Raw genomic sequence first — 19102 nt, 5'->3', positions numbered from 1 at the left:
GCTACAGTAGGCAGCTTGCCGCGGCTTTTTCGCGGTCCCAACTGGAGACTCCCATGAAGCGCCTTGCCCCCTGGTTCCTGGTATGCGGCCTGCTGGCCGGCACGGCGGCGAATGCCGCACTGCCCGTCGGCGCGCCCGCACCGGACTTCAGCGTGCCCGCTTCGCTGGGCGGCAACGAATACACGTTCAAGCTGAACGAAGCACTCAAGCAAGGTCCCGTGGTGCTGTATTTCTTTCCGGCGGCCTTCACGCAGGGCTGCACCATCGAAGCCCACAACTTTGCGGAAGCCACGGACGAATACAAGTCGCTTGGCGCCACCGTCATCGGCGTATCCACCGACAACATCGACACGCTCAAGAAGTTCTCCGTCAGCGAATGCCGCAACAAATTTGCCGTCGCGGCGGACAGCGACGGCAAAGTGATGAAGGCTTATGACGCCGTGCACGACAGGCGGCCGGAGTATGCGCAGCGCGTGTCTTACGTGATCTCGCCGGAAGGCAAGATCCTGTATGAATTCACGGACATGAGCCCCGAATCGCACGTCACGAACACGATGCGGGCGCTGCGGGCCTGGAAGGCAAAGCAATAAGGCCATGGCGCGCGCTCACCGCGCGCGCCAACTTCCCGACTTAAACTGCCCGCCTTAATCTTCCCGACTTAATTGAACGGCCAGACCGTCGGATGCGTACCCGGGGGGCTGGACGGCCGGATCCACCGCGCCGGCGTCTCCGAGAAGCGCGCCGCATGCCGCACGGCGACCAGTTCGCCAAAGCCTGACGGCGACGTTTCCATCAGGCCGTCAAACCCGGGCATCGCACAGTCCAGCCCGCCATCGACCCGGCCAAGGCCACGAAGCCAGTGCGCCGTCTGGGCAAGCGACACACGCACGTGCCAACTGCCGCCTTCGGTCGCCTGGCGCGCCAGCGCCGCCTGCGCGCCGAACGCCATCAGGTAACCCGAGGCATGATCCAGGATCTGCATGGGCAACGCCTTGGGCGTCGCCTGCCCGGCCGCCAGCGCTTCCGCGTGGTTGAAACCGGTGGACGTCTGCACCAGGGAATCGAAACCGCGGCGGTTGGCCCACGGACCCGTCGTGCCATACGCATTCAAGGACACGTAGACGATGCCGGGACGGATGCGCGCCGCGTCCAGGGGACCGAATCCAAGCGCGGACATCCCGCCCGGACGGTAACCCTGCACGAAGATGTGCGCGCTGCACAGCAAATTGCCAAGCGCGATGCGGCCATCCGCAGTATCCAGGTCGGCCAGCACCGACAGCTTGCCGCGGCTGGTGTCGATGATGTTGTCGATATTGGGCAGTTGCGGGCTGTTGACCAGCATCACGTCGGCGCCATAGGCAGCCAACGCGCGGCCGCACACCGGTCCGGCGATGATGCGCGTCAGGTCGAGCACGCGGATGTCCTGCAGCGGACGCGCGATCTGCGCGTACTTGGGCAGCGGGCGCGGATCGGCCTCGCCAATGCGTTCGATGGTCAGGAGGGGCTGCGCCGCGACGGCCTGCCCTTGCGGGTGGCGATCCCATTCCTCGAATGAGCGCATGGCTGACACCACCATGCCGGCATCGGCTGCGACCTGTTCGAAATCCAGCGCCTTCCAGCGGCTCAGCGCGCGTTCCACGGCCTCGCGCGTCGCGCCGTCGCCCGTCGGGCAGCCCAGCAACGCCAACGCACCGTCACGGTGATGCGCGAAATTGGCGTGGATGCGCACCCAGCCTCCATCGCCGCAACGATAGACGCCCGTAATCGGATCCCAGATATTGGGCGTGACGCCGTTGATCGTGAAGTGGCTGCGGCACTCCTGCGCCGCATGCAGCATGTCTACGCTGACCTGTTGGCGGGCGCCGCCACGCAGATGCCAGACCTCGGCAGCAGCCAGCGCGGCGGCGGCCATGCTGGCCTGCGCCGCCGTACCCACGGCGAATGAAGATGGGACGACAGGCTCGGCGCCCGTCAGCACCACGTGCTCCAGCGACTCCTCCGGCAAATCGACCGATTGCCAAAGCTTCTGCAATACATCGCGGGACGTCTTGCCTGCGGGTGTGCGCCCCTTCAGAAAGGACGGTCGGAAGTCCATCAGGTTTCCCATAGCGTTTGCCTGCTCTTAGTCGTTTATTTGCATTACATGGCGGGGTCCCGCGTGCGTCAATACGCCCCGCAGGCCAGCGTGTTTCATGGTTTGACGGCAAATTCGGGCGTCTCGGCCGCCCGGACGCCCGCTCGGCTCTCCCCCTTGCGAGGCCGCGGCGCAGTGGGTTGCGCCGCAACATCCGTCACATCTCCTCGTAGTTTTTACATCGTATTCCATGCGCCTGCGGGGCCACGCGCGGGCTCGGGATAGAATCGCAGCCTCGCCGGCCCGCCTTGCCCGGCCCCGTCCCTGGAGCCCTCCCATGAATACGCTGCTCTGGCTACGCACCGACCTGCGCATGCACGACAACGTCGCGCTGGCCGCGGCGGCCGAGGCCGGCACGGTTACCGCCCTTTTCCTGGCTGCACCGGACCAATGGCGCCAACATGGCGACGCCCCGGCCAAGGTGGATTTCTGGCTGCGCAACCTGCGCGAGCTGTCCCACGACCTGGCGCAGGCCGGCATTCCCCTGAAGCTGGTCACCGTGGACGACTGGCGCCACGCGCCGCGGGCCCTGGCCGGGTTCTGCCAGGAGTACGCCATCGAACAGGTCCACGCCAATGCCGAATGGGGCGTCAACGAACGGCGCCGCGACGACTCGGTCGCAAATGCCTTGGCGGACATCGGCGTCGATTGGACCCTGCACCATGGCGCGACGCTGCTGCGTCCCGGCACCGTGCTGAACGGCAAGGGCGAGTGCTACCGCGTCTACACGCCCTACGCCCGCACCTGCCGCGAGCGCCTGCGCAGCGCCCCGCTGCGCCCCATCGCCGCGCCGCGCGCCCAGACCCCGCCGCGCTGGAAGTCCGACCCCCTGCCGGCATCGTTCGACGGGTTCGACGCGCCCAACGACGCGGTGCGCGCGCTGTGGCCGGCGGGCGAAACCGCGGCCAGCGAGCGGCTGGCCGCCTTTGCCGACGACGCGATCTTTGCGTACAAGGACGAGCGCGATTTCCCCTCGCTGCCCGCCACAAGCTGCCTGTCGCCCTATCTGGCCGCGGGCGTCCTGTCCCCGGGACAGGCGCTGCGCGCCGCGCTGACGGCCAACCAGGGCGAGATCGACAGCGGCAAGGCCGGCGTCGCCACGTGGATCAACGAATTGCTGTGGCGCGAGTTCTACCAGCACCTCCTGGCCGCCTTTCCCGCCCTGTCCATGCACCAGCCCATGAAGCCGGAAACCGCCGCCGTGCCGTGGCGCGACGCGCCCGACGATCTGGCGGCCTGGCAGCAGGGCAAGACCGGCATTCCCATCGTGGACGCCGCCATGCGCCAGTTGCTGGCGCTGGGCTGGATGCACAACCGGCTGCGCATGGTGACGGCGATGTTTCTGTCCAAGAACCTGCTGATCGACTGGCGTCTGGGCGAGGCGTGGTTCATGGGCCAGCTCGTGGACGGCGACCTGGCCGCCAACAACGGCGGCTGGCAATGGAGCGCCTCGACGGGCGCCGACGCCGTACCCTATTTCCGCGTCTTCAATCCCTTGTCCCAATCGCGCAGGTTCGATCCGAGCGGCGCATTCCTGCGCGAATGGCTGCCCGAACTGGCGCACCTGGACGACAAGGCGATCCACGACCCCAACCCGATGGAGCGAGCCGCCGCCGGGTATCCGGAGCCGATCGTCGATCTGGCGCAAAGCCGGCTGCGGGCGCTGGAAGCCTTCGGCAATCTGCCCGCCGTATAAGCCGCCGAACCTGTGACGGCGTTGACGTACATCATTGCCGCCACCGCGCCCGTCCCCGATGATGCCCTCGCCCATCACAGGACGAGCGACGCATGCGCAACAATCAACCGGTCAACGACCGGGAAACCGAACTCCGCGACGAGCAGTATCTGATCTCCCGCACCGATTCCCGCGGCCGGATCATCTATGCCAATCCCGCGTTCGTCGAGGTCAGCGGCTTCTCGCGCGAAGAGCTGGTGGGCGCGGCCCACAACATCGTGCGTCATCCGGACATGCCGCAGGCCGCCTTCGAAGACCTGTGGCGCACCCTCCAGCGCGGCGAACCCTGGACGGGCATGGTCAAGAACCGGCGCAAGGACGGCGGGTTCTACTGGGTGCTGGCCAATGTCACGCCCATCATCGAGCGCGGCGTGACGGTCTGCTACGCGTCGGTGCGCGTCAAGCCGGCACGCGCGCAGATCGACGCCGCGCAAGCCGCCTACGACAGCCTGCGTCTGGGCACGGCGCCTGGCATCCGGCTGCACGCCGGCCAGGTCCGGCCCACAGGTTTGCGCGGCGTCCTGGCACGCCTGACCCGCGGCCGGCTGACCGGCGTGCGCTCGCGCATGCTGGCGTGGGCGGTGCTGTCGGCCTCCCTGTTTCTGACTGCGGCGGCAGCGGCGATCTACGGTCTGCACACGCGCCTCTCTTCCGAGGCGCTGGCCGTTGCCGCGGCGTTGACCGCAGGCGGCGTGGGCCTGATCTTCGCGGCGGGCTGGGGCTTTGCCCGGTCCATCGCCGGGCTGCTGGGCGCGGCCACGGACTTCACGCGCCAGATCGCGGCGGGCAACCTGAGCACCCCGCTCTCCGGCCCCCTGGCCCAGGACGAAATCGGCGAACTGAAATTCTCCCTGGAAGTCATGCGCAAAAGTCTGGTCAGCATCACCCGCGACGTGCATGCCGGCATCGAAAACGCCTTGAAATCGGCCGCCGACATCGCGGACGGCAACGCCGACCTGTCGGCCCACACCGAACGTCAGGCCGCGTCGCTGGAAGAGGCCGCGGCCAGCATGGAACAACTGGCGGCGACGGTGAAGCAGAACGCGGCGAACGCGCTCGACGCCGATGCCATGGCCAATCAGGCCAGCGATTTTGCGCGGCGTGGCGGCCAGGTGGTTGACGAGGCCGCGCAAGCGATGCAGGGCATCGTCCAAAGCTCGTCACGCATTGCCGAGATCGTGGGCATCATCGACGGCATCGCCTTCCAGACCAACCTCCTGGCGCTGAACGCCGCGGTTGAAGCCGCGCGCGCTGGCGAGGCCGGCAAGGGCTTCGCGGTGGTCGCCAGCGAAGTGCGCAGCCTCGCACAGAAAAGCGCCACCGCCGCGCGCGAAATCAAGGCGCTGATCGAAAGCTCGGATGCGCGGGTCGGCGAAGGCGTGCGGCACGTCGAACGGGCAGGCGCCAGCATGCGCGACATCGTGAACTCGGTGCAGCAGGTCACTCGCATCATCAACGAGATCGCTGCGACCTCCACTGACCAGCACGCGGGCATCGACACCGTAAGCCGCACGATCACCGAAACTGACAGCGCCGCGCAGGGCAACGCCGCGCGTGTCGCGCAGGCGTCGCAGGCGGTGGAGAATCTGCGCACGGATGGCGCCCGGCTGCGGCACGCAATTGAGGTATTCCGCGTGTCAGGTGTGCCGCCGGCGCCCCTGGCCGCTGAAGCCAGACAACAGTTGCCCGCACCGCAAACCCCATTTGCCCTGACGGGCGATCGCGGGATATAGGATGCGGGGACTTCACCCCCGCGCGCGGCGGATCGGTCAGGCGCCCGCGGCCGCTTCCTTGTTCAGGCGCTTGATGAACACCTGCAATTCCTTGACGACCTGCTGGTCGCCCCGCGCCTGGGCCGCTTGTAATCCAGACTCCCAGGCGGCGCGCGCGCCCGGCTTGTCGCCCAGCCCAAGGCAGGCCTTGCCCAGCCATTTCCAGGCGACGGAATACGTGGGATCGAAGGCCAGCGCCGCGCGCAGATGCGTCGCGGCATCGGCAAAGCTTTCCTGCTCCGCATAAGCCTTACCCAGCGAAAACCGCAGCAGCAGGTTGTCCGTGCCCTTGGCCAGCATGGCCTCAAGTCGCTCGATCATTCCTTCCATGCGGGGCTCCTTTCAAACCGGGTCTTCGGCAACACCGCATCATAGGACGGGCTTGGCCGCGCAGCCGGAAAGCCCCCACGCCGCTGTCCGGCGCTACACTCGCAGGTCTGCCCTCGCGCCCGCGCCGCCGCGCTCGGACGCCCGATTTCAGGAGCCCGCATGAGCACGATCCATGATTTCTCCGCCCGCGCCATCGACGGCACGGAACAGTCTTTAGAAACGTATCGCGGCCGCGTGCTGCTGGTGGTCAACGTCGCGTCCAAATGCGGGTTCACGCCGCAGTATGCGGGCCTGGAAGAGCTCTACCGGTCGTTCCACGACGACGGGCTGACCGTGCTGGGTTTTCCGTGCGACCAGTTCGGCCACCAGGAGCCCGGCGACGAAGCCGAGATCCAGAATTTCTGCAGCACCCAGTACGACATCACTTTTCCGCTGTTCGCCAAGATTGACGTCAACGGCGCGAACGCCCACCCGCTGTACCAGTGGCTCAAGGGCGAGAAACCCGGCGTCTTCGGCACCGAAGGCATCAAGTGGAATTTCACCAAGTTCCTGGTGGGACGCGACGGCCGCGTCATCAAGCGTTATGCCCCTACCGACACGCCCGCCAGCCTGCGCGAGGACATCACCCAGGCCCTGTCCGCCCCCGTCTAGCGCAGCGGCGGCAGCCGCCTGCGCACGGTGTGCGCCTTGACGATGGCGGTGTTGGTCTCGGCGAATTCGGTCACGCGCTCCAGGATGCCGTCCAGATGCGTGATCGACCTGAGCACCATGCGGGCGATGAAGCAGTCATCGCCCGTCACCTTGTCGCACTCCACGAATTCCGGAATCTGCTGGATCAGGCCCTCCACGTGGCGCAACTGCCCGGGCAGCGGCCGGATGCGCACGATTGCCTCCAGCGTATAACCCAGCGCCACCGGATCCACGTCCAGCGTGTACGCGCGGACCACCCCTGACTCTTCAAGCCGACGCATGCGGTCCGCGACGCTGGGCGCGGACATGCCGACCTGCCGCGCCAGATCGGCCGTGGTGGTGCGCGCATTGGCCGACAGCATCTCCACCAGACGGCGGTCAATTCCATCCAAAACCGGACTTTCATTTTTTAGGTCGTTCTGCATAAATTCCACCCAAAGCAAGGTTGAAATCCAAAACTGCCACCGCAAGATCATATAAGCAGATTGAACTGCCTGGGATAATTTCTCCATCAAATTCCTGGCCAGACGGCCTATCGGAGAACCATCATGATCCCCTCGACCGAACGCACGGGCCTCCTGCAGATGGCGGCCGCGATGACCCTGTCGGGCACCCTGGGCGTTTTCGTATTGGAGTCCGGGCAAAGCGCCTGGAACGTCGTCTTCTTCCGCTGTGTGTTCGGCGCGCTGTCGCTCTTTCTATACTGCTGGGCGCGCGGCCTGCTCAAGCCCGGCCTGTTCACCCCGAAGACACTGGCCCTGGCGCTGATCGCCGGCGCGGCGCTGGTGCTGAACTGGGTGCTGCTGTTTTCGGCCTACCGCCTGGCGTCCATTTCGCTGGCCACCGCCGTCTACAACGTGCAGCCGTTTTTCCTGATCGGCCTGGGTGTGCTGTTCCTGGGCGAGCGCCCCTCGCGCGGCAAGGTCGCGTGGTCGCTCGTGGCCTTTGCGGGCCTGCTGCTGGTGCTGCGTCTTGGCGACGCGGGCGCGGCGGGCGGCGGCGCGTATCTGTCGGGACTGATGTTGGGACTGGGCGCGGCCGCGCTCTATGGCATCACCGCCATTATCGTGAAGCGCCTGAAGGGCATCCCGCCGCAGGTGCTGGCGCTGGTGCAGGTAACGCTGGGCGCGGTGATGCTGCTGCCCATGGCGGACTTCAACGCCCTGCCCGCGCAGCCCGTGCAATGGGGGTATCTGGTGGCGCTGGGCCTGATCCATACGTGCCTGATGTACATCCTGATGTACTCGGCCATCCAGAAGCTGCCCACCACCTCCACCGCCGCGCTCAGCTTCATCTATCCCGCGGTCGCCATCCTGCTGGACTTCGTGGTCTACGGCCATCGCATGGATGTGACGCAAGTGGCTGGCGTGGCGCTGATCTTCCTGGCCGCCGCCGCCGTCAGCCTGAACTGGAGCTGGCGCCTGCCGCGCAGCCCGCGGGCGGGTGCGGTTTAGGGCAAACCCGCACCCGGTCCCCGGTTATTCAGGCGTGCGTCCGGTTCGCGCCGCTATCATGGCCCTTCCCATCCGCGGGCGGCTGCCCGCGGCGCCATGACGAACAGGACACCCCCATGATCGATCTCTATTACTGGACTACCCCCAACGGTCACAAGATCACGATGTTCCTCGAAGAGACCGGCCTGCCGTACAAGATCCACCCCGTCAACATCGGCCGCGGCGACCAGTTCAAACCCGAATTCCTGGCCATCGCGCCCAACAACCGCATCCCCGCGATCGTGGATCAGGCGCCCGCCGATGGCGGCGCGCCGATCCCGTTGTTCGAGTCCGGCGCCATCCTGCAATACCTGGCCGAAAAGACCGGCAAGTTCCTGCCCGCCGACGTGCGCGGCCGCGCTGAAGTGTCGCAATGGCTCTTCTGGCAAATGGGCGGCCTGGGTCCCATGGCCGGCCAGAACCACCACTTCTCGGGCTACGCGCAGGAACGCATTACCTACGCCATCGATCGTTACGTCAACGAAACCAATCGCCTGTACGGCGTGCTGAACAAACGGTTGGCCGACCGCGAATTCGTCGCCGGCGACTATTCCATCGCCGACATGGCGGCCTACCCGTGGATCGTGCCGCACGCCAAGCAGGGCCAGGACCTGAACGACTTTCCGCACCTCAAGCGCTGGTTCGACGCCATCCGCGCACGCCCCGCGACGCAACGCGCCTACGCGCTGGCCGACACGATCAACACCACGCCCCCGCTCAGCGACGACGAAGCGCGCCGCATCCTGTTCGGCCAGACCGCCCAACACGTCCGCTAACGCCCAAGGAGCGCGCCATGAATGCACCGCAACGCGTCTTTCGCCGCGCGCGCGCGGCCGATCTGCCCGCCATTGTGGCCATGCTGGCCGATGACGACCTGGGCGCCGGACGCGAGGACGCGTCCATCCCGCCGAACCCGCGCTATGTCGCCGCCTTCGAGGCAATTGAACAGGATTCCAATCAATTCCTGGCCGTGGTTGAGCAGGATTCACAACTGGTGGGCTGTTTGCAGTTATCGTTCATACCCGGCCTGTCGCGGCTGGGCCTGTGGCGCGGCCAGATCGAAAGCGTGCGCATCGCGTCGGCATTCCGCGGCGCGGGCCTGGGCCGCGCCATGTTCGAATGGGCCATCGAACAGTGCCGCAGCCAGGGCTGCGGATTGGTCCAGCTCACCACGGACCGCGCGCGTCCCGATGCGCGCCGGTTCTACGAAAGCCTGGGTTTCAAGGCCAGCCACGACGGCATGAAGCTCAGCCTGTAACGTCTGATTCTGATTTTCGAAAGGAGCGCCCAATGCCCTTGCATGGCGAATACAAAGTCCCCGGCGGCAAACTGGTCGTCGCGGATCTCGAAGTGCGCGATGGCCGTCTGGCCGACGTGCGCATCAGCGGCGACTTTTTTCTTGAACCGCCCGAAGCCCTCGAAGCCATCAACCGCGGCCTGAATGGCATGCCCGCGGACGCCGGCGAACTCGAGCTGGCGGTGGCCGTGCAATCGGCCCTGCCGGCCGACGCCGAGATGTTCGGCTTCTCGGCCGAAGCCATCGCGGTGGTGCTGCGGAGGGCGCTGGCATGACCCGCACCGACTGGAACGACTACGACTGGCAACTGATCCATGAAGGCCCGCAGCCGCCCGCGCTGCACATGGCGCTGGACGCGGTCATTACCGACGAAGTCGGCGCCGGACAGCGGCCGCCCACGCTGCGTATCTGGGAATGGTCGGCGCCGGCCGTCGTGATCGGCCGCTTCCAATCCCTGAAGAACGAAGTCGATCCGGAAGGCGCCGCGCGCCACGGCATCGAGGTGGTGCGGCGCGTGAGCGGCGGCGGCGCGATGTTCATCGAGCCCGGCAACTCCATCACCTATTCGCTGAGCGCCCCGCAGGCGCTGGTCCACGGCATGAGCTTCCAGGAGTCGTACGCCTTCCTCGACGCCTGGGTGCTGACCGCGCTGCAGGGCCTGGGCATCAAGGCGTGGTATCAGCCGCTCAACGACATCGCCTCCGACATCGGCAAGATCGGCGGCGCGGCGCAAGCCCGCCGCGCGGGCGCCGTGCTGCATCACGTCACCATGTCCTACGACATCGACGCCGACAAGATGGTCGAGGTCTTGCGCATTGGCCGCGAGAAGCTTTCCGACAAGGGCACCACCAGCGCCAAGAAGCGCGTCGATCCCCTGCGCACGCAGACCGGCCTGGCGCGCGAGGTCATCATCGACCGCATGGTGGAAACTTTTGCCGGCCTGCACCGTCTGACCCCGGGCAGCGTGGGCAGCGAGACGCTCGCGCGCGCCCAGGCGCAGGCGGACGAAAAGTTCTCCCGCGCCGAGTGGACAGGCGTCGTGCCCTGACGGCGCCTCGGTTTTTGGAGGTAATTGCATGAATCGCACATTCACGCCGCCTGGCGCGATACGCGGTCTGATTCTGGGCGCCGCCCTGCTGGCCCTTGCCGGGTGCAGCAGCACGCCCCCGTCGAACATCACACTGGCAACGCCCGATGCCCAGTCAACGGCCACGCCGGAAAAGGTGGGCGACCTGTCCACCGAGCGCATCAAGTGGGCCGCCAGCAAGCCGGGCTGCGAGGGCGACTGCCCGCGCATCGAGATCGACAGCGTGGCCTTCCCCGGCATCCCGAAGCTGACCGCGCTGGTGGACCACGTGCTCGCCTACATGACCGGCACCGACGCGAATCGCCGCGGCCCCTACAACACGCTGTCGGAATACACGACGTATTTCTGGTCCACGGCCCGTCCGCGCGACGCGACCTACTTCAAGGCCAGCGTGAAAGACACGGTGGGGGACGTCGTCTCCATCGAACTGCACACGGAACAGTATCTGACCGGCGCCGCGCACGGCATCCCGGCCACGCAATATCTGAACTGGGAACGCAGCCGAGGCCGCGTGATGAGCCTGGACGAAGCGCTGATCCCGGGACGCCGCGCCGAGTACGTCGCGGCCTTGCAGCGCGCGCACGCCAAATGGCTGACCGGCAACCCGGACGCCAAGCGCGACCCGGCGGCCTACAACAAGATGTGGCCGTTCCAGGAAAGCGACAACTTCGCGCTCACGCGCGACGGCATCGTGGTCAAGTACGACGCCTATTCGATCGCGCCGTATTCGCACGGCGAGCCGGAACTGGCGATTTCGTACCAGGACCTGCGCGGCATCCTGAAGCCGGAGCTGCTGCCGGCTTCGTGAAGCCACCATCGCGGCTGGCGTCCTCAAGCGAAGACGCCCGACATCCATTCGGCATTTTCTGGCGCCACAAATAGGAATCGCTCCTTGCGGAGCGATTCCTTTTTTTGCCTCTCTCTGCCTCCTCGGCGACGCGCCCGAGGACGCATCGTCGATTCAGTCTTTACGGATACAGGCCGCGCACCTGGCGGGCCTGCAGAATGCGCGTGCAAGCCACGATAAACGCGGCGGTGCGCAACGTCACCTTGTGCTCGCGAGACACCTGCGCCACCGCGGCATAGGCTTCACGCATCAGGCGTTCGAGGCGCTGGTTGATCTCTTCCTCGCTCCAGAAGAAGCTGGAGAAATCCTGCACCCATTCGAAGTAGCTGACCGTCACGCCACCAGCGTTGGCCAGCACGTCCGGCACGACGTACACGCCGTTCTCGGCCAGGATGTCGTCCGCTTCCGGGGTCGTGGGGCCGTTGGCGCCTTCGACCACGATCTTGGCGCGCACCTTGGCGGCGTTGTCGACGGTGATCTGGCTCTCCAGGGCTGCCGGGATCAGGAATTCGGTTTCCAGCGTCCAGAATTCGTTCTTGTCCAGCGCCTGGCCGCCCGAGAAGCCGCCCACGCCGCCAGTCTGCGACACGTGCGACAGCAGCTTGTGAACGTCCAGGCCAGCCGCGTTGTGCACGGTGCCGGTGTGATCCTGCGCGGCAATGACCTTGGCGCCGGCTTCATGAAACAGGCGGGCGGCGGTGCCGCCCACGTTGCCGAAACCCTGCACGACGACACGCGCGCCGGCTACATCGATGTTCCGGTCGCGCGCGGCTTCGCACGCCACGACGAACACGCCGCGGCCGGTGGCCTCGACGCGGCCCAGGCTGCCGCCCAGCGCGATCGGCTTGCCGGTGACCACGCCGGTGGCGGTGGCGCCTTCGTTCATGGAGTACGTGTCCATCATCCAGGCCATGGTCTGGGCGTTGGTGTTCACGTCAGGGGCGGGAATGTCCTTGGACGGTCCGATGATGACGCCGATTTCGCTGGTGTAGCGGCGCGTCATGCGTTCGAGTTCCGAGGCGGAGAGCTTGCGCGGGTCGACACGGATGCCGCCCTTGGCGCCGCCGTACGGCAGGTTGACCGCCGCGTTCTTCACCGACATCCAGGCCGCCAGCGCCATCACTTCGGACAGCGTCACGTCCTGGTGGAAACGCACCCCACCCTTGCCCGGGCCGCGCGACACGTTGTGCTGCACGCGGTAGCCCTCGAAGTGGGCGATGGTGCCGTTGTCGAGTTCGATCGGCACATCGACGATCAGCGAGCGCTTCGGACGCTTCAGCGTCTCGACCCACCGGCTCAGGGAACCGAGGTACGGCGTGACCCGGTCGACTTGTTGCAGGTAATTACCCCAGGGGCCGAGGTCCTCGGCATTCAGATAAGACGGCAAGGCATGGGTGGGAGTTTGAGACATGAGCATGCTCTCCTGACAAAGTTGCGCCATTTTATCCACGAAAGTTATAGCGTCCCTATTTAAAGTTTAAATATTTTAAATAGGGACGCATAATCGTTGCGAATACCGAGCGGGTCGCAGGCGGGGCCGGAAGCTGCACCTATCCTAAGCCCGCAATGTGGCGGCGTCCAGCCTGCGCTGGCCGCCACGGGGCCAATAAAAAGGGCAGCCCCCGCGTTGGGAGCCGCCCTTCATGTGCACCGGTGTCTGACACCCTGGGGAGACGGTCTACAGCCTGCACCACTGCGGCAAGGGTGTCAGACACCTCCATTGGCATCCTGCCCATCGCAGCAAGAGCACCGCATCACCCGGTGTCTGACACCCTGGCGAGACGGTCTACAGCCTGCACCACCGCGGCAAGGGTGTCAGACACCTCGCCAGCCTCAAATCACACCGACAGCAACTGCCAGGCCAGACGCGCCGCCGCGCGCGCGCCGTGCCCGTCGACGTCGAACTTGGGGTTGAACTCCGCCAGGTCCGCCAGCCGAAGTTTGCCGCTTGCCTTGACCCGCAGGACGATCTCCTCGACCACGGACATCGGCACGCCATAGGGCGCCGGCGCGGACACCCCCGGCATCACGCCCGCGGGCAGCACGTCCAGGTCGATCGTCAGGTACACATGCTGCGCCTTGGCCAGCAGCGCGTCCACATCGGCCAGCCGCGCCTCGAGATGACGCTCCTGCATGTCGCGGTCTTCGATCCACGCGGCCCCGATTTCCGCGGCGCGGGCGTAGAGCGCCGGCGTATTGGCCAGCCGTGAGACCCCCAGGCAGGCGTATTGCAGGTCGCGCCCGCGCGCTTCGCTGTCTGTCGCAATCTGGTCGAACGGCGTGCCGGAGCTGCCGGGGCGGCCCGTACGCAGATCGAAGTGCGCGTCCAGGTTCAGCACCAGCACGGCGCCGGCGTCGCCGCGCGCGTCCAGCCAGCGGGCCAATCCCTGGAAACTGCCCCAGGCAATTTCATGCCCGCCGCCCAGCACGACCGGCCGGGCGCCCCGCCCCATCAGTTCGGCCAGACGCAGGCCCAGGCGCTCCTGCGCGTCCTCCAGCTTGTCGCCGTGGCATTCGACGTCCCCGGCATCCAGCAGACGCGTCAGACCGTGCGCCGGCAGGCCCGCCAGATACCTGCGGATGCCGGCTGGCCCCGCGGCGGCGCCCACCCGGCCCTGGTTGCGCGCCACGCCCGCGTCGCAGGCAAAGCCCAGCACCACGGCCTCGCCCGCTTCGGCCTGCCCTGCTTCGGCCTGGACGATGTGCGCAAGCCGGCGCGTGTCGCCCTGTTCGCCGCTGTCGTCGCGCGCCTTCCACAGGCTTTTGTCCAGTTGCGGCGCGCTCATGCTGCCGCCCCCGGACCCGCGCTCAGGACCGCTTGCAGGAACTCGCGGGTGCGGGCTTCGCGCGGCTCGCTGAAGATCACCTCCGGCGGGCCGGATTCCAGGATGACGCCGCCGTCCATCACGGCCACCACGTCCGCCACGTCGCGCGCAAAGCCCATTTCGTGCGTAACGACCATCATGGTCATGCCTTCGCGGGCCAGCAGCTTCATGACCTGCAGCACTTCGCCCACCAATTCCGGGTCCAGCGCCGAGGTCGGCTCATCAAACAGCATCACCTGCGGCTGCATGGCCAGCGCACGCGCGATGGCCACGCGCTGCTTCTGGCCACCCGACAGGCTGGCGGGCATGGCCGCCATCTTCTGCGACAGGCCCACCTTGTTGAGCAGGTCGGACGCCATCGCATTGGCCTGCTCACGCCCCATGCCGAGCAGCGTGCGGGGGCCTACGGTCACGTTATCCAGCACCGACAGGTGCGGGAACAGATTGAAGCCCTGAAACACCATGCCCACCTGCGTGCGCAACTGGTTCAGTTCGGCTTCGGGCAACATCGCCCCGTCCGCCTGCAGCGTCTGGCCGCAGATATCGACCGTGCCGCGCTGGGCCACTTCCAGCCCATTGCAGCAACGCAGCAAGGTGCTCTTGCCCGAACCGCTGGGTCCGATGACCACCACCACCTGCGACTTCAGCACATCGAAATCGATGCCGCGCAGGACGGCATGATCGCCGTAGGACTTGTGCAGGCCGCGGATGCGGATCATTTCCTGACCTTCGATGACAAGGCTCATTGCACCATTCCTCCCGCGCGCAGACGATGCTCGATCTTGCGCAAAATCACCATGGCGGTCGTGGTCAGCGCCAGATAGATCAAAGCCACCACCAGGTAGGTTTCCAGCGAGCGGTATGACACGCTGATGATCTTCTGCCCTTCGTGCATCAGATCGTGAATGGTCAACAGCGAGACCAGCGCCGAGTTCTTGATGAGCGCGATGAACTCGTTGCCCAGCGGCGGAATCATGCGCACGAAAGCCTGCGGCAGGATGATGATGCGCATGGCTTGGCCGGACGACATGCCCAACGAGCGTGCCGCCTCCGTCTGGCCGCGATCCACCGACTGGATCGCGCCCCGCACGATCTCCGACACATAGGCCCCGGAATACATGCCCAGGCCCAGCACGCCGCAAGCGAACGCCGGCAGCGTCACGCCAAACTGCGGCAAGCCGAAGAACCAGATGAACAACTGCACCAGCAGCGGCGTGCCCCGGAAGAACAGCAGGTACGTGCTGCACAGGTGATACGTGATGCGGCGCTGCGGATTGAGCCGGCCGATACCGACCAAAAGCCCCATCACGCAGCCCAGCAGCAAGGCGCCCGCGGTCACCTCGATGGTGACCAGCGCGCCCCGCATCAGCGCGTCGAAGTCGGCGAAGACGGGTGAAAATTCCAGATTCATTTCGCGGGCGCCTCGAACCACTTGTTCACGATGGCCTGGTAGCTGCCATCGGCCTTCAGCTTCTGCAGCGCGGCGTTCAGGTCGCGCGTGAGCTCAGGCTTGCTCTTGGGCACGGCGATGCCATAGTCCTCGGTCGTGACCTGCTCGTTCAGGACGGTCAGGCCGTTGGTGCTCTGCGCGAACAGCTTGGCGGCGGGCTTGCCCGTCACCGCGGCATCGGCGCGGCCGATCTGCACCAGGTTGAACATCTCCTGGTTCTTCTCGACTTCCACGCGCTGCACCTTGGGGAAATGCTCTTTCACGTAGTTCACCGACTTCGTGCCAACCTGCACAGACACCTTGCGGCCATCGAGGTCCTTGATCGTCTTGATGGGGCCGTCGGCCTTGGTCAGCACCACCAGGCCGCCCGCATAGTACGGGTCGGTGAAATCGACGACCTTGCTGCGCTCGGGCGTGATGTAGATGGCGGATACCGCGATGTCGGCACGGCCAGCCTGCAGCGCCGGAATCAGGCCCTTGAAGTCGATGTCGATCCATTCGACCTTCTTGCCCATCGCGCCGGCCAGCGCTTCGACCAGCTCGATGTCAAAGCCGGTGCGCTTGCCATCCTTGACGAATTCCATCGGCGGGAAGGTGGCGTCGGTGACGGCGCGGATCGTTTCCTGAGCGTGCGCGGCGCCGGCGGCCCAGGCAAGGCTCAGGGTCAGGGCGGCGGACAGCAGGGTGCGGCGAGTGGTCATGGTGGGGTCCTATGGAGGTGGGTGCGGCAGGTGGTACGACGGTGGGTACGACGATCGTTGCGGCTAGGAACGGGCTTAGCGGTAAAGCGGGTAAATCAGATAATCGGATGCGGCAGGCACTGCGGCGTCAGGCGGCCTTCAAGCGTTCTGAAATGCGGCGGGCGGCGGCAAGGGTCATGTCGATCAGCGCGTCCGGATGCTGCGCGGCGCGCGTGGACGGCGCCATCAGCGTGATCGAGGCCACGGCCTGGTTCGGCCGCTGGAAGATCGGCACGCTCACGCCCCAGACGCCGGCGTCGACCTCGCTGTCGGTCACGGCGTAGCCCTGCGCGCGGATGGCCTCCAGCTCGCCCGTCAACCGGGCGGCATCCACGCCGGCCTCGTCGGCCAGATAGGCCAGCGCGGCCTGCAGACGGGCCTGCGGCATGAACGCCAGCAGGGACTTGGCCGACGCGCCCCGCGCCAGCGGCAGCCCGCGGCCCTTGGTGAACGAGCAGCGCAGCGGATGCTGGCTTTCCACCATGTCCAGGCACACGGCTTGGTCCTTCACGGCGACAAGCAGACCGATGGTTTCGCCGGACGACGCGGCCAGCGCCGCCATGTCGGGCTGCGCTTCGTGAATCAGGAACGACGACTGGTCAAAGCCCCATGCGAGTTGCACGCACAGGGGGCCCGGTCCGTATTCGCCCTCGTGTTCGGCAACGAAGCCCCAGCGTTTGAGGAGCGCGATCTGCCGGTAGAGCGTGCTCTGCGCCAAGCCCGTCTTGTCGGCCAGCGCGGCAATGCTCAGCGGGCCGTCGTGCCGGGCCAGGGTGGCCAGCACATACAGGACGCGATCCGCGCCCGCCCCGACAGAGGTTTCCGACATATCGATTCAACTCCCAGCAATATCGAAGCGAGATTATCAATTTGTGGCGGTTTTACTTCTGATTTTTCCCACCAATTGAGAATCTCAAGGGAAAACCCCGAATTTCCGGCGTAAAAAAACCCGCCGGAAGGCGGGTTTGATAGGTCGGCAGTTGGGTGTTCGAGCGACTGCCTACCGGGCGTTCGTCACGGCGCGGGCGGCTTCTCGTAATCCGACAGGCCGACGCCAGAGACCCCCTTCACCCCGCCACCGGGCGCCGCAGCAGCCGGCGCAGGCGTCGGCGGGGCCGCGGGCGCTTGAACCGCCGACGGCACATCGGTCGTCGGCGCGGTATCCGCTTGCTGCGGCGCGCCCTGCGCCGCCGCGCGGCGTTTGCGCTTGGCGTCCTCTTCCTTCTGAACCAAGGCCGTCAGCTCGGCGGCCAGCGACTCCGACTTGCCCGTGGCCGCCCACGCGGCCGCGTCCTGCCCCTTCGTGTCCTGCGTGGTGACGTCGGCCCCGGACTTGAGCAGCAACTCGACCATGGGCTTGCGGCCCGACAGCGCTGCCATCATCAGCGGCGTCTCGCCATTGGGCGCGGGCGCATTGATCATGGCCTTGTTCGCCAGCAGCAGGCGCGCCATCTCCATCTGCCCCTTGGACGCGGCGTAATGCAGCGGCGTCCAGCCCAGGCGGTTGACCTGCGCGCCGCGCGCAATCAGCTTCTTGGCGCGCTCGGTCTGTCCGGCGATGGCAAGGTACATCAGCGGCGTCTCGCCCGCCGGGTTCTCGGCGTTGACGTCGGTGCGCTTGTCCGCGGCCAGCACGTCGAAAACCTTCCAGGCGTTGTCCACGACGGCGCGCATGATGGCGGGCTGGCCGTTCTTGTAGCGCACGTTGGGGTCCGAGCCCTGCGCCAGCAGATCACGGATGTCGTCGGGGTAGTCGTTGGCGACGTAGACCCACCAGTCGGTGGGATTGGCGGCCTGCGCAGCGGGCGCGGCCAGGCCAATGGCCAGCGCCAGCAGGCCGGCGCGGCTGCATGACAGGAAGGCTTTGTGGGCGAAGGCGATGCGGATGGCCATGGCTGTCCTTGAATGCGGATTCAGTGAATCGGGATGACCTATTTCTTGATCTTGCTGAACAGCTTGAAGAAATTGTCGGTGGACGCGCGCGCGACCTCGGCCGCCGTGATGCCGCGAAGATCCGCGATCTTCTCGGCCACGTGGATCACCTTGGACGGATCATTGAGCTTGCCGCGAAACGGCACCGGCGCCAGGTACGGCGAATCGGTTTCGATCAGCAGCCGGTCCAGCGGGACCTTGGTCGCCACTTCATGCACGATCTGCGCGTTCTTGAACGTCACGATCCCGGACAGCGAAATGTAGAAATTCTGGTCCAGCGCGGCCTGCGCCACTTCCCAGGTCTCGGTAAAGCAGTGCATGACACCGCCCGCCTCGGCCGCCTTTTCCTCGCGCAGCATGCGCACGGTGTCCTCGGCGGACGACCGGGTGTGCACGATCAGCGGCAGGCCGGCGTCGCGCGCGGCGCGGATGTGGCGGCGGAAACGTTCGCGCTGCCAATCCAGCGGTTCGGATAGCCGGTAGTAGTCGAGCCCCGTTTCGCCGATGGCCACGACCTTGGGATGCTCGGCCAGGCGCACCAGTTCTTCGGGCGTCGGGTCCGGCGTGTCTTCGTAATCGGGGTGCACGCCCACCGACGCCCACAGGCGCGGCTCGGGCTCGACCAGCGACATCAGGCCGGGCCATTCCGGCATGTTGACGCTGACGACCAACGCGTGCGTGACCTGATTGGCCGTCATGCGGTCCAGAATGGCCGGCAGATCGTTGGCAAGCTCGGGAAAATTCAGATGACAGTGTGAATCGACGTACAT

Annotated in this window: 21 protein-coding genes; 10 read left to right on the top strand and 11 right to left on the bottom strand. The window is 66.4% G+C overall.

Annotation, left to right across the window (positions count from 1 at the left end; translation table 11 throughout):
- Positions 1 to 53: 53 nt before the first annotated feature.
- Positions 54 to 590 carry a peroxiredoxin gene (locus ASD71_RS23840; RefSeq protein WP_056570399.1) on the top strand — a complete coding sequence of 179 codons (537 nt, stop codon included), beginning with the start codon at positions 54 to 56 and terminating at the stop codon, positions 588 to 590.
- Between the two features lie 68 nt (positions 591 to 658).
- Here the strand turns inward: ASD71_RS23840 and ASD71_RS23835 are convergent, their stop codons facing one another.
- Positions 659 to 2107 (bottom strand): CoA transferase, encoded by a 1449-nt coding sequence (locus ASD71_RS23835; protein WP_056570398.1) that lies wholly within the window; start codon positions 2105 to 2107, stop codon positions 659 to 661.
- Positions 2108 to 2411: 304 nt separating this feature from the next.
- Here ASD71_RS23835 and phrB point away from each other — a divergent pair, with 304 nt between their 5' ends.
- Entirely contained in the window at positions 2412 to 3830 is a 1419-nt protein-coding gene (phrB, locus tag ASD71_RS23830; protein ID WP_056570396.1) for a deoxyribodipyrimidine photo-lyase, read from the top strand.
- Between the two features lie 92 nt (positions 3831 to 3922).
- Entirely contained in the window at positions 3923 to 5602 is a 1680-nt protein-coding gene (locus ASD71_RS23825) for a PAS domain-containing methyl-accepting chemotaxis protein (protein WP_056570394.1), read from the top strand.
- Positions 5603 to 5638: 36 nt separating this feature from the next.
- On the opposite strand, the gene ASD71_RS23820 is transcribed toward ASD71_RS23825, so the two are convergent.
- Positions 5639 to 5971 (bottom strand): tetratricopeptide repeat protein, encoded by a 333-nt coding sequence (locus ASD71_RS23820; protein ID WP_082579030.1) that lies wholly within the window; start codon positions 5969 to 5971, stop codon positions 5639 to 5641.
- 159 nt (positions 5972 to 6130) lie between these two features.
- Here ASD71_RS23820 and ASD71_RS23815 point away from each other — a divergent pair, with 159 nt between their 5' ends.
- Entirely contained in the window at positions 6131 to 6622 is a 492-nt protein-coding gene (locus ASD71_RS23815) for a glutathione peroxidase (RefSeq protein ID WP_056570392.1), read from the top strand.
- On the opposite strand, the gene ASD71_RS23810 is transcribed toward ASD71_RS23815, so the two are convergent.
- Positions 6619 to 7086, bottom strand: a complete 468-nt coding sequence (locus ASD71_RS23810; protein ID WP_056570607.1) for an Lrp/AsnC family transcriptional regulator — start codon at positions 7084 to 7086, stop codon at positions 6619 to 6621. The genes ASD71_RS23815 and ASD71_RS23810 overlap by 4 nt on opposite strands.
- A gap of 123 nt (positions 7087 to 7209) precedes the next feature.
- Here ASD71_RS23810 and ASD71_RS23805 point away from each other — a divergent pair, with 123 nt between their 5' ends.
- From ASD71_RS23805 to ASD71_RS23780, 6 genes are all read left to right on the top strand, one after another.
- Positions 7210 to 8115 (top strand): DMT family transporter, encoded by a 906-nt coding sequence (locus tag ASD71_RS23805; protein ID WP_056570390.1) that lies wholly within the window; start codon positions 7210 to 7212, stop codon positions 8113 to 8115.
- A 116-nt stretch (positions 8116 to 8231) separates the two neighbouring features.
- Positions 8232 to 8930, top strand: a complete 699-nt coding sequence (locus ASD71_RS23800; RefSeq protein ID WP_056570388.1) for a glutathione S-transferase N-terminal domain-containing protein — start codon at positions 8232 to 8234, stop codon at positions 8928 to 8930.
- A 17-nt stretch (positions 8931 to 8947) separates the two neighbouring features.
- Positions 8948 to 9412, top strand: coding sequence for a GNAT family N-acetyltransferase (locus ASD71_RS23795; protein WP_056570385.1), 465 nt, complete (start codon positions 8948 to 8950; stop codon positions 9410 to 9412).
- 38 nt (positions 9413 to 9450) lie between these two features.
- A complete protein-coding gene (locus tag ASD71_RS28275) occupies positions 9451 to 9726 on the top strand; it encodes a lipoate protein ligase C-terminal domain-containing protein (protein WP_056318682.1) in 276 nt (91 codons plus the stop codon).
- Complete coding sequence (locus ASD71_RS23785) at positions 9723 to 10499, top strand: biotin/lipoate A/B protein ligase family protein (RefSeq protein ID WP_056570383.1); 777 nt, start codon at positions 9723 to 9725, stop codon at positions 10497 to 10499. Before ASD71_RS28275 ends, ASD71_RS23785 begins: the two co-directional genes overlap by 4 nt.
- 28 nt (positions 10500 to 10527) lie before the next feature.
- A complete protein-coding gene (locus ASD71_RS23780; RefSeq protein ID WP_056570382.1) occupies positions 10528 to 11346 on the top strand; it encodes an RsiV family protein in 819 nt (272 codons plus the stop codon).
- A gap of 160 nt (positions 11347 to 11506) precedes the next feature.
- Here ASD71_RS23780 and ASD71_RS23775 read toward each other — a convergent pair whose 3' ends face one another.
- From ASD71_RS23775 to ASD71_RS23740, 8 genes are all read right to left on the bottom strand, one after another.
- Complete coding sequence (locus ASD71_RS23775) at positions 11507 to 12796, bottom strand: Glu/Leu/Phe/Val dehydrogenase (protein ID WP_056570380.1); 1290 nt, start codon at positions 12794 to 12796, stop codon at positions 11507 to 11509.
- Between the two features lie 427 nt (positions 12797 to 13223).
- Positions 13224 to 14171 carry a formimidoylglutamase gene (hutG, locus tag ASD71_RS23770; protein ID WP_056570378.1) on the bottom strand — a complete coding sequence of 316 codons (948 nt, stop codon included), beginning with the start codon at positions 14169 to 14171 and terminating at the stop codon, positions 13224 to 13226.
- Positions 14168 to 14956, bottom strand: a complete 789-nt coding sequence (locus ASD71_RS23765; protein WP_056570376.1) for an amino acid ABC transporter ATP-binding protein — start codon at positions 14954 to 14956, stop codon at positions 14168 to 14170. Before ASD71_RS23765 ends, hutG begins: the two co-directional genes overlap by 4 nt.
- The gene (locus ASD71_RS23760) at positions 14953 to 15621 is read right to left on the bottom strand and encodes an amino acid ABC transporter permease (protein ID WP_056570374.1); all 669 of its coding nucleotides are present in this window, start codon (positions 15619 to 15621) and stop codon (positions 14953 to 14955) included. Before ASD71_RS23760 ends, ASD71_RS23765 begins: the two co-directional genes overlap by 4 nt.
- Positions 15618 to 16361: a transporter substrate-binding domain-containing protein gene (locus ASD71_RS23755; RefSeq protein ID WP_056570372.1), complete on the bottom strand. Its 744-nt coding sequence runs from the start codon at positions 16359 to 16361 to the stop codon at positions 15618 to 15620. The genes ASD71_RS23760 and ASD71_RS23755 overlap by 4 nt, the downstream gene beginning before the upstream one ends.
- A gap of 127 nt (positions 16362 to 16488) precedes the next feature.
- Positions 16489 to 17229 carry an IclR family transcriptional regulator gene (locus tag ASD71_RS23750; protein ID WP_056570370.1) on the bottom strand — a complete coding sequence of 247 codons (741 nt, stop codon included), beginning with the start codon at positions 17227 to 17229 and terminating at the stop codon, positions 16489 to 16491.
- Positions 17230 to 17414: 185 nt separating this feature from the next.
- Positions 17415 to 18293 (bottom strand): ankyrin repeat domain-containing protein, encoded by an 879-nt coding sequence (locus tag ASD71_RS23745; protein ID WP_056570368.1) that lies wholly within the window; start codon positions 18291 to 18293, stop codon positions 17415 to 17417.
- A 38-nt stretch (positions 18294 to 18331) separates the two neighbouring features.
- A complete protein-coding gene (locus ASD71_RS23740) occupies positions 18332 to 19102 on the bottom strand; it encodes a TatD family hydrolase (protein WP_056570366.1) in 771 nt (256 codons plus the stop codon).

It is taken from the genome of Achromobacter sp. Root565, assembly GCF_001427425.1.
GTDB classification, from domain to species: Bacteria; Pseudomonadota; Gammaproteobacteria; order Burkholderiales; family Burkholderiaceae_B; genus Achromobacter; species Achromobacter spanius_D.
Note: the sequence above shows the minus strand (reverse complement) of the source record. Positions and strands in the feature narration are given on the sequence as shown.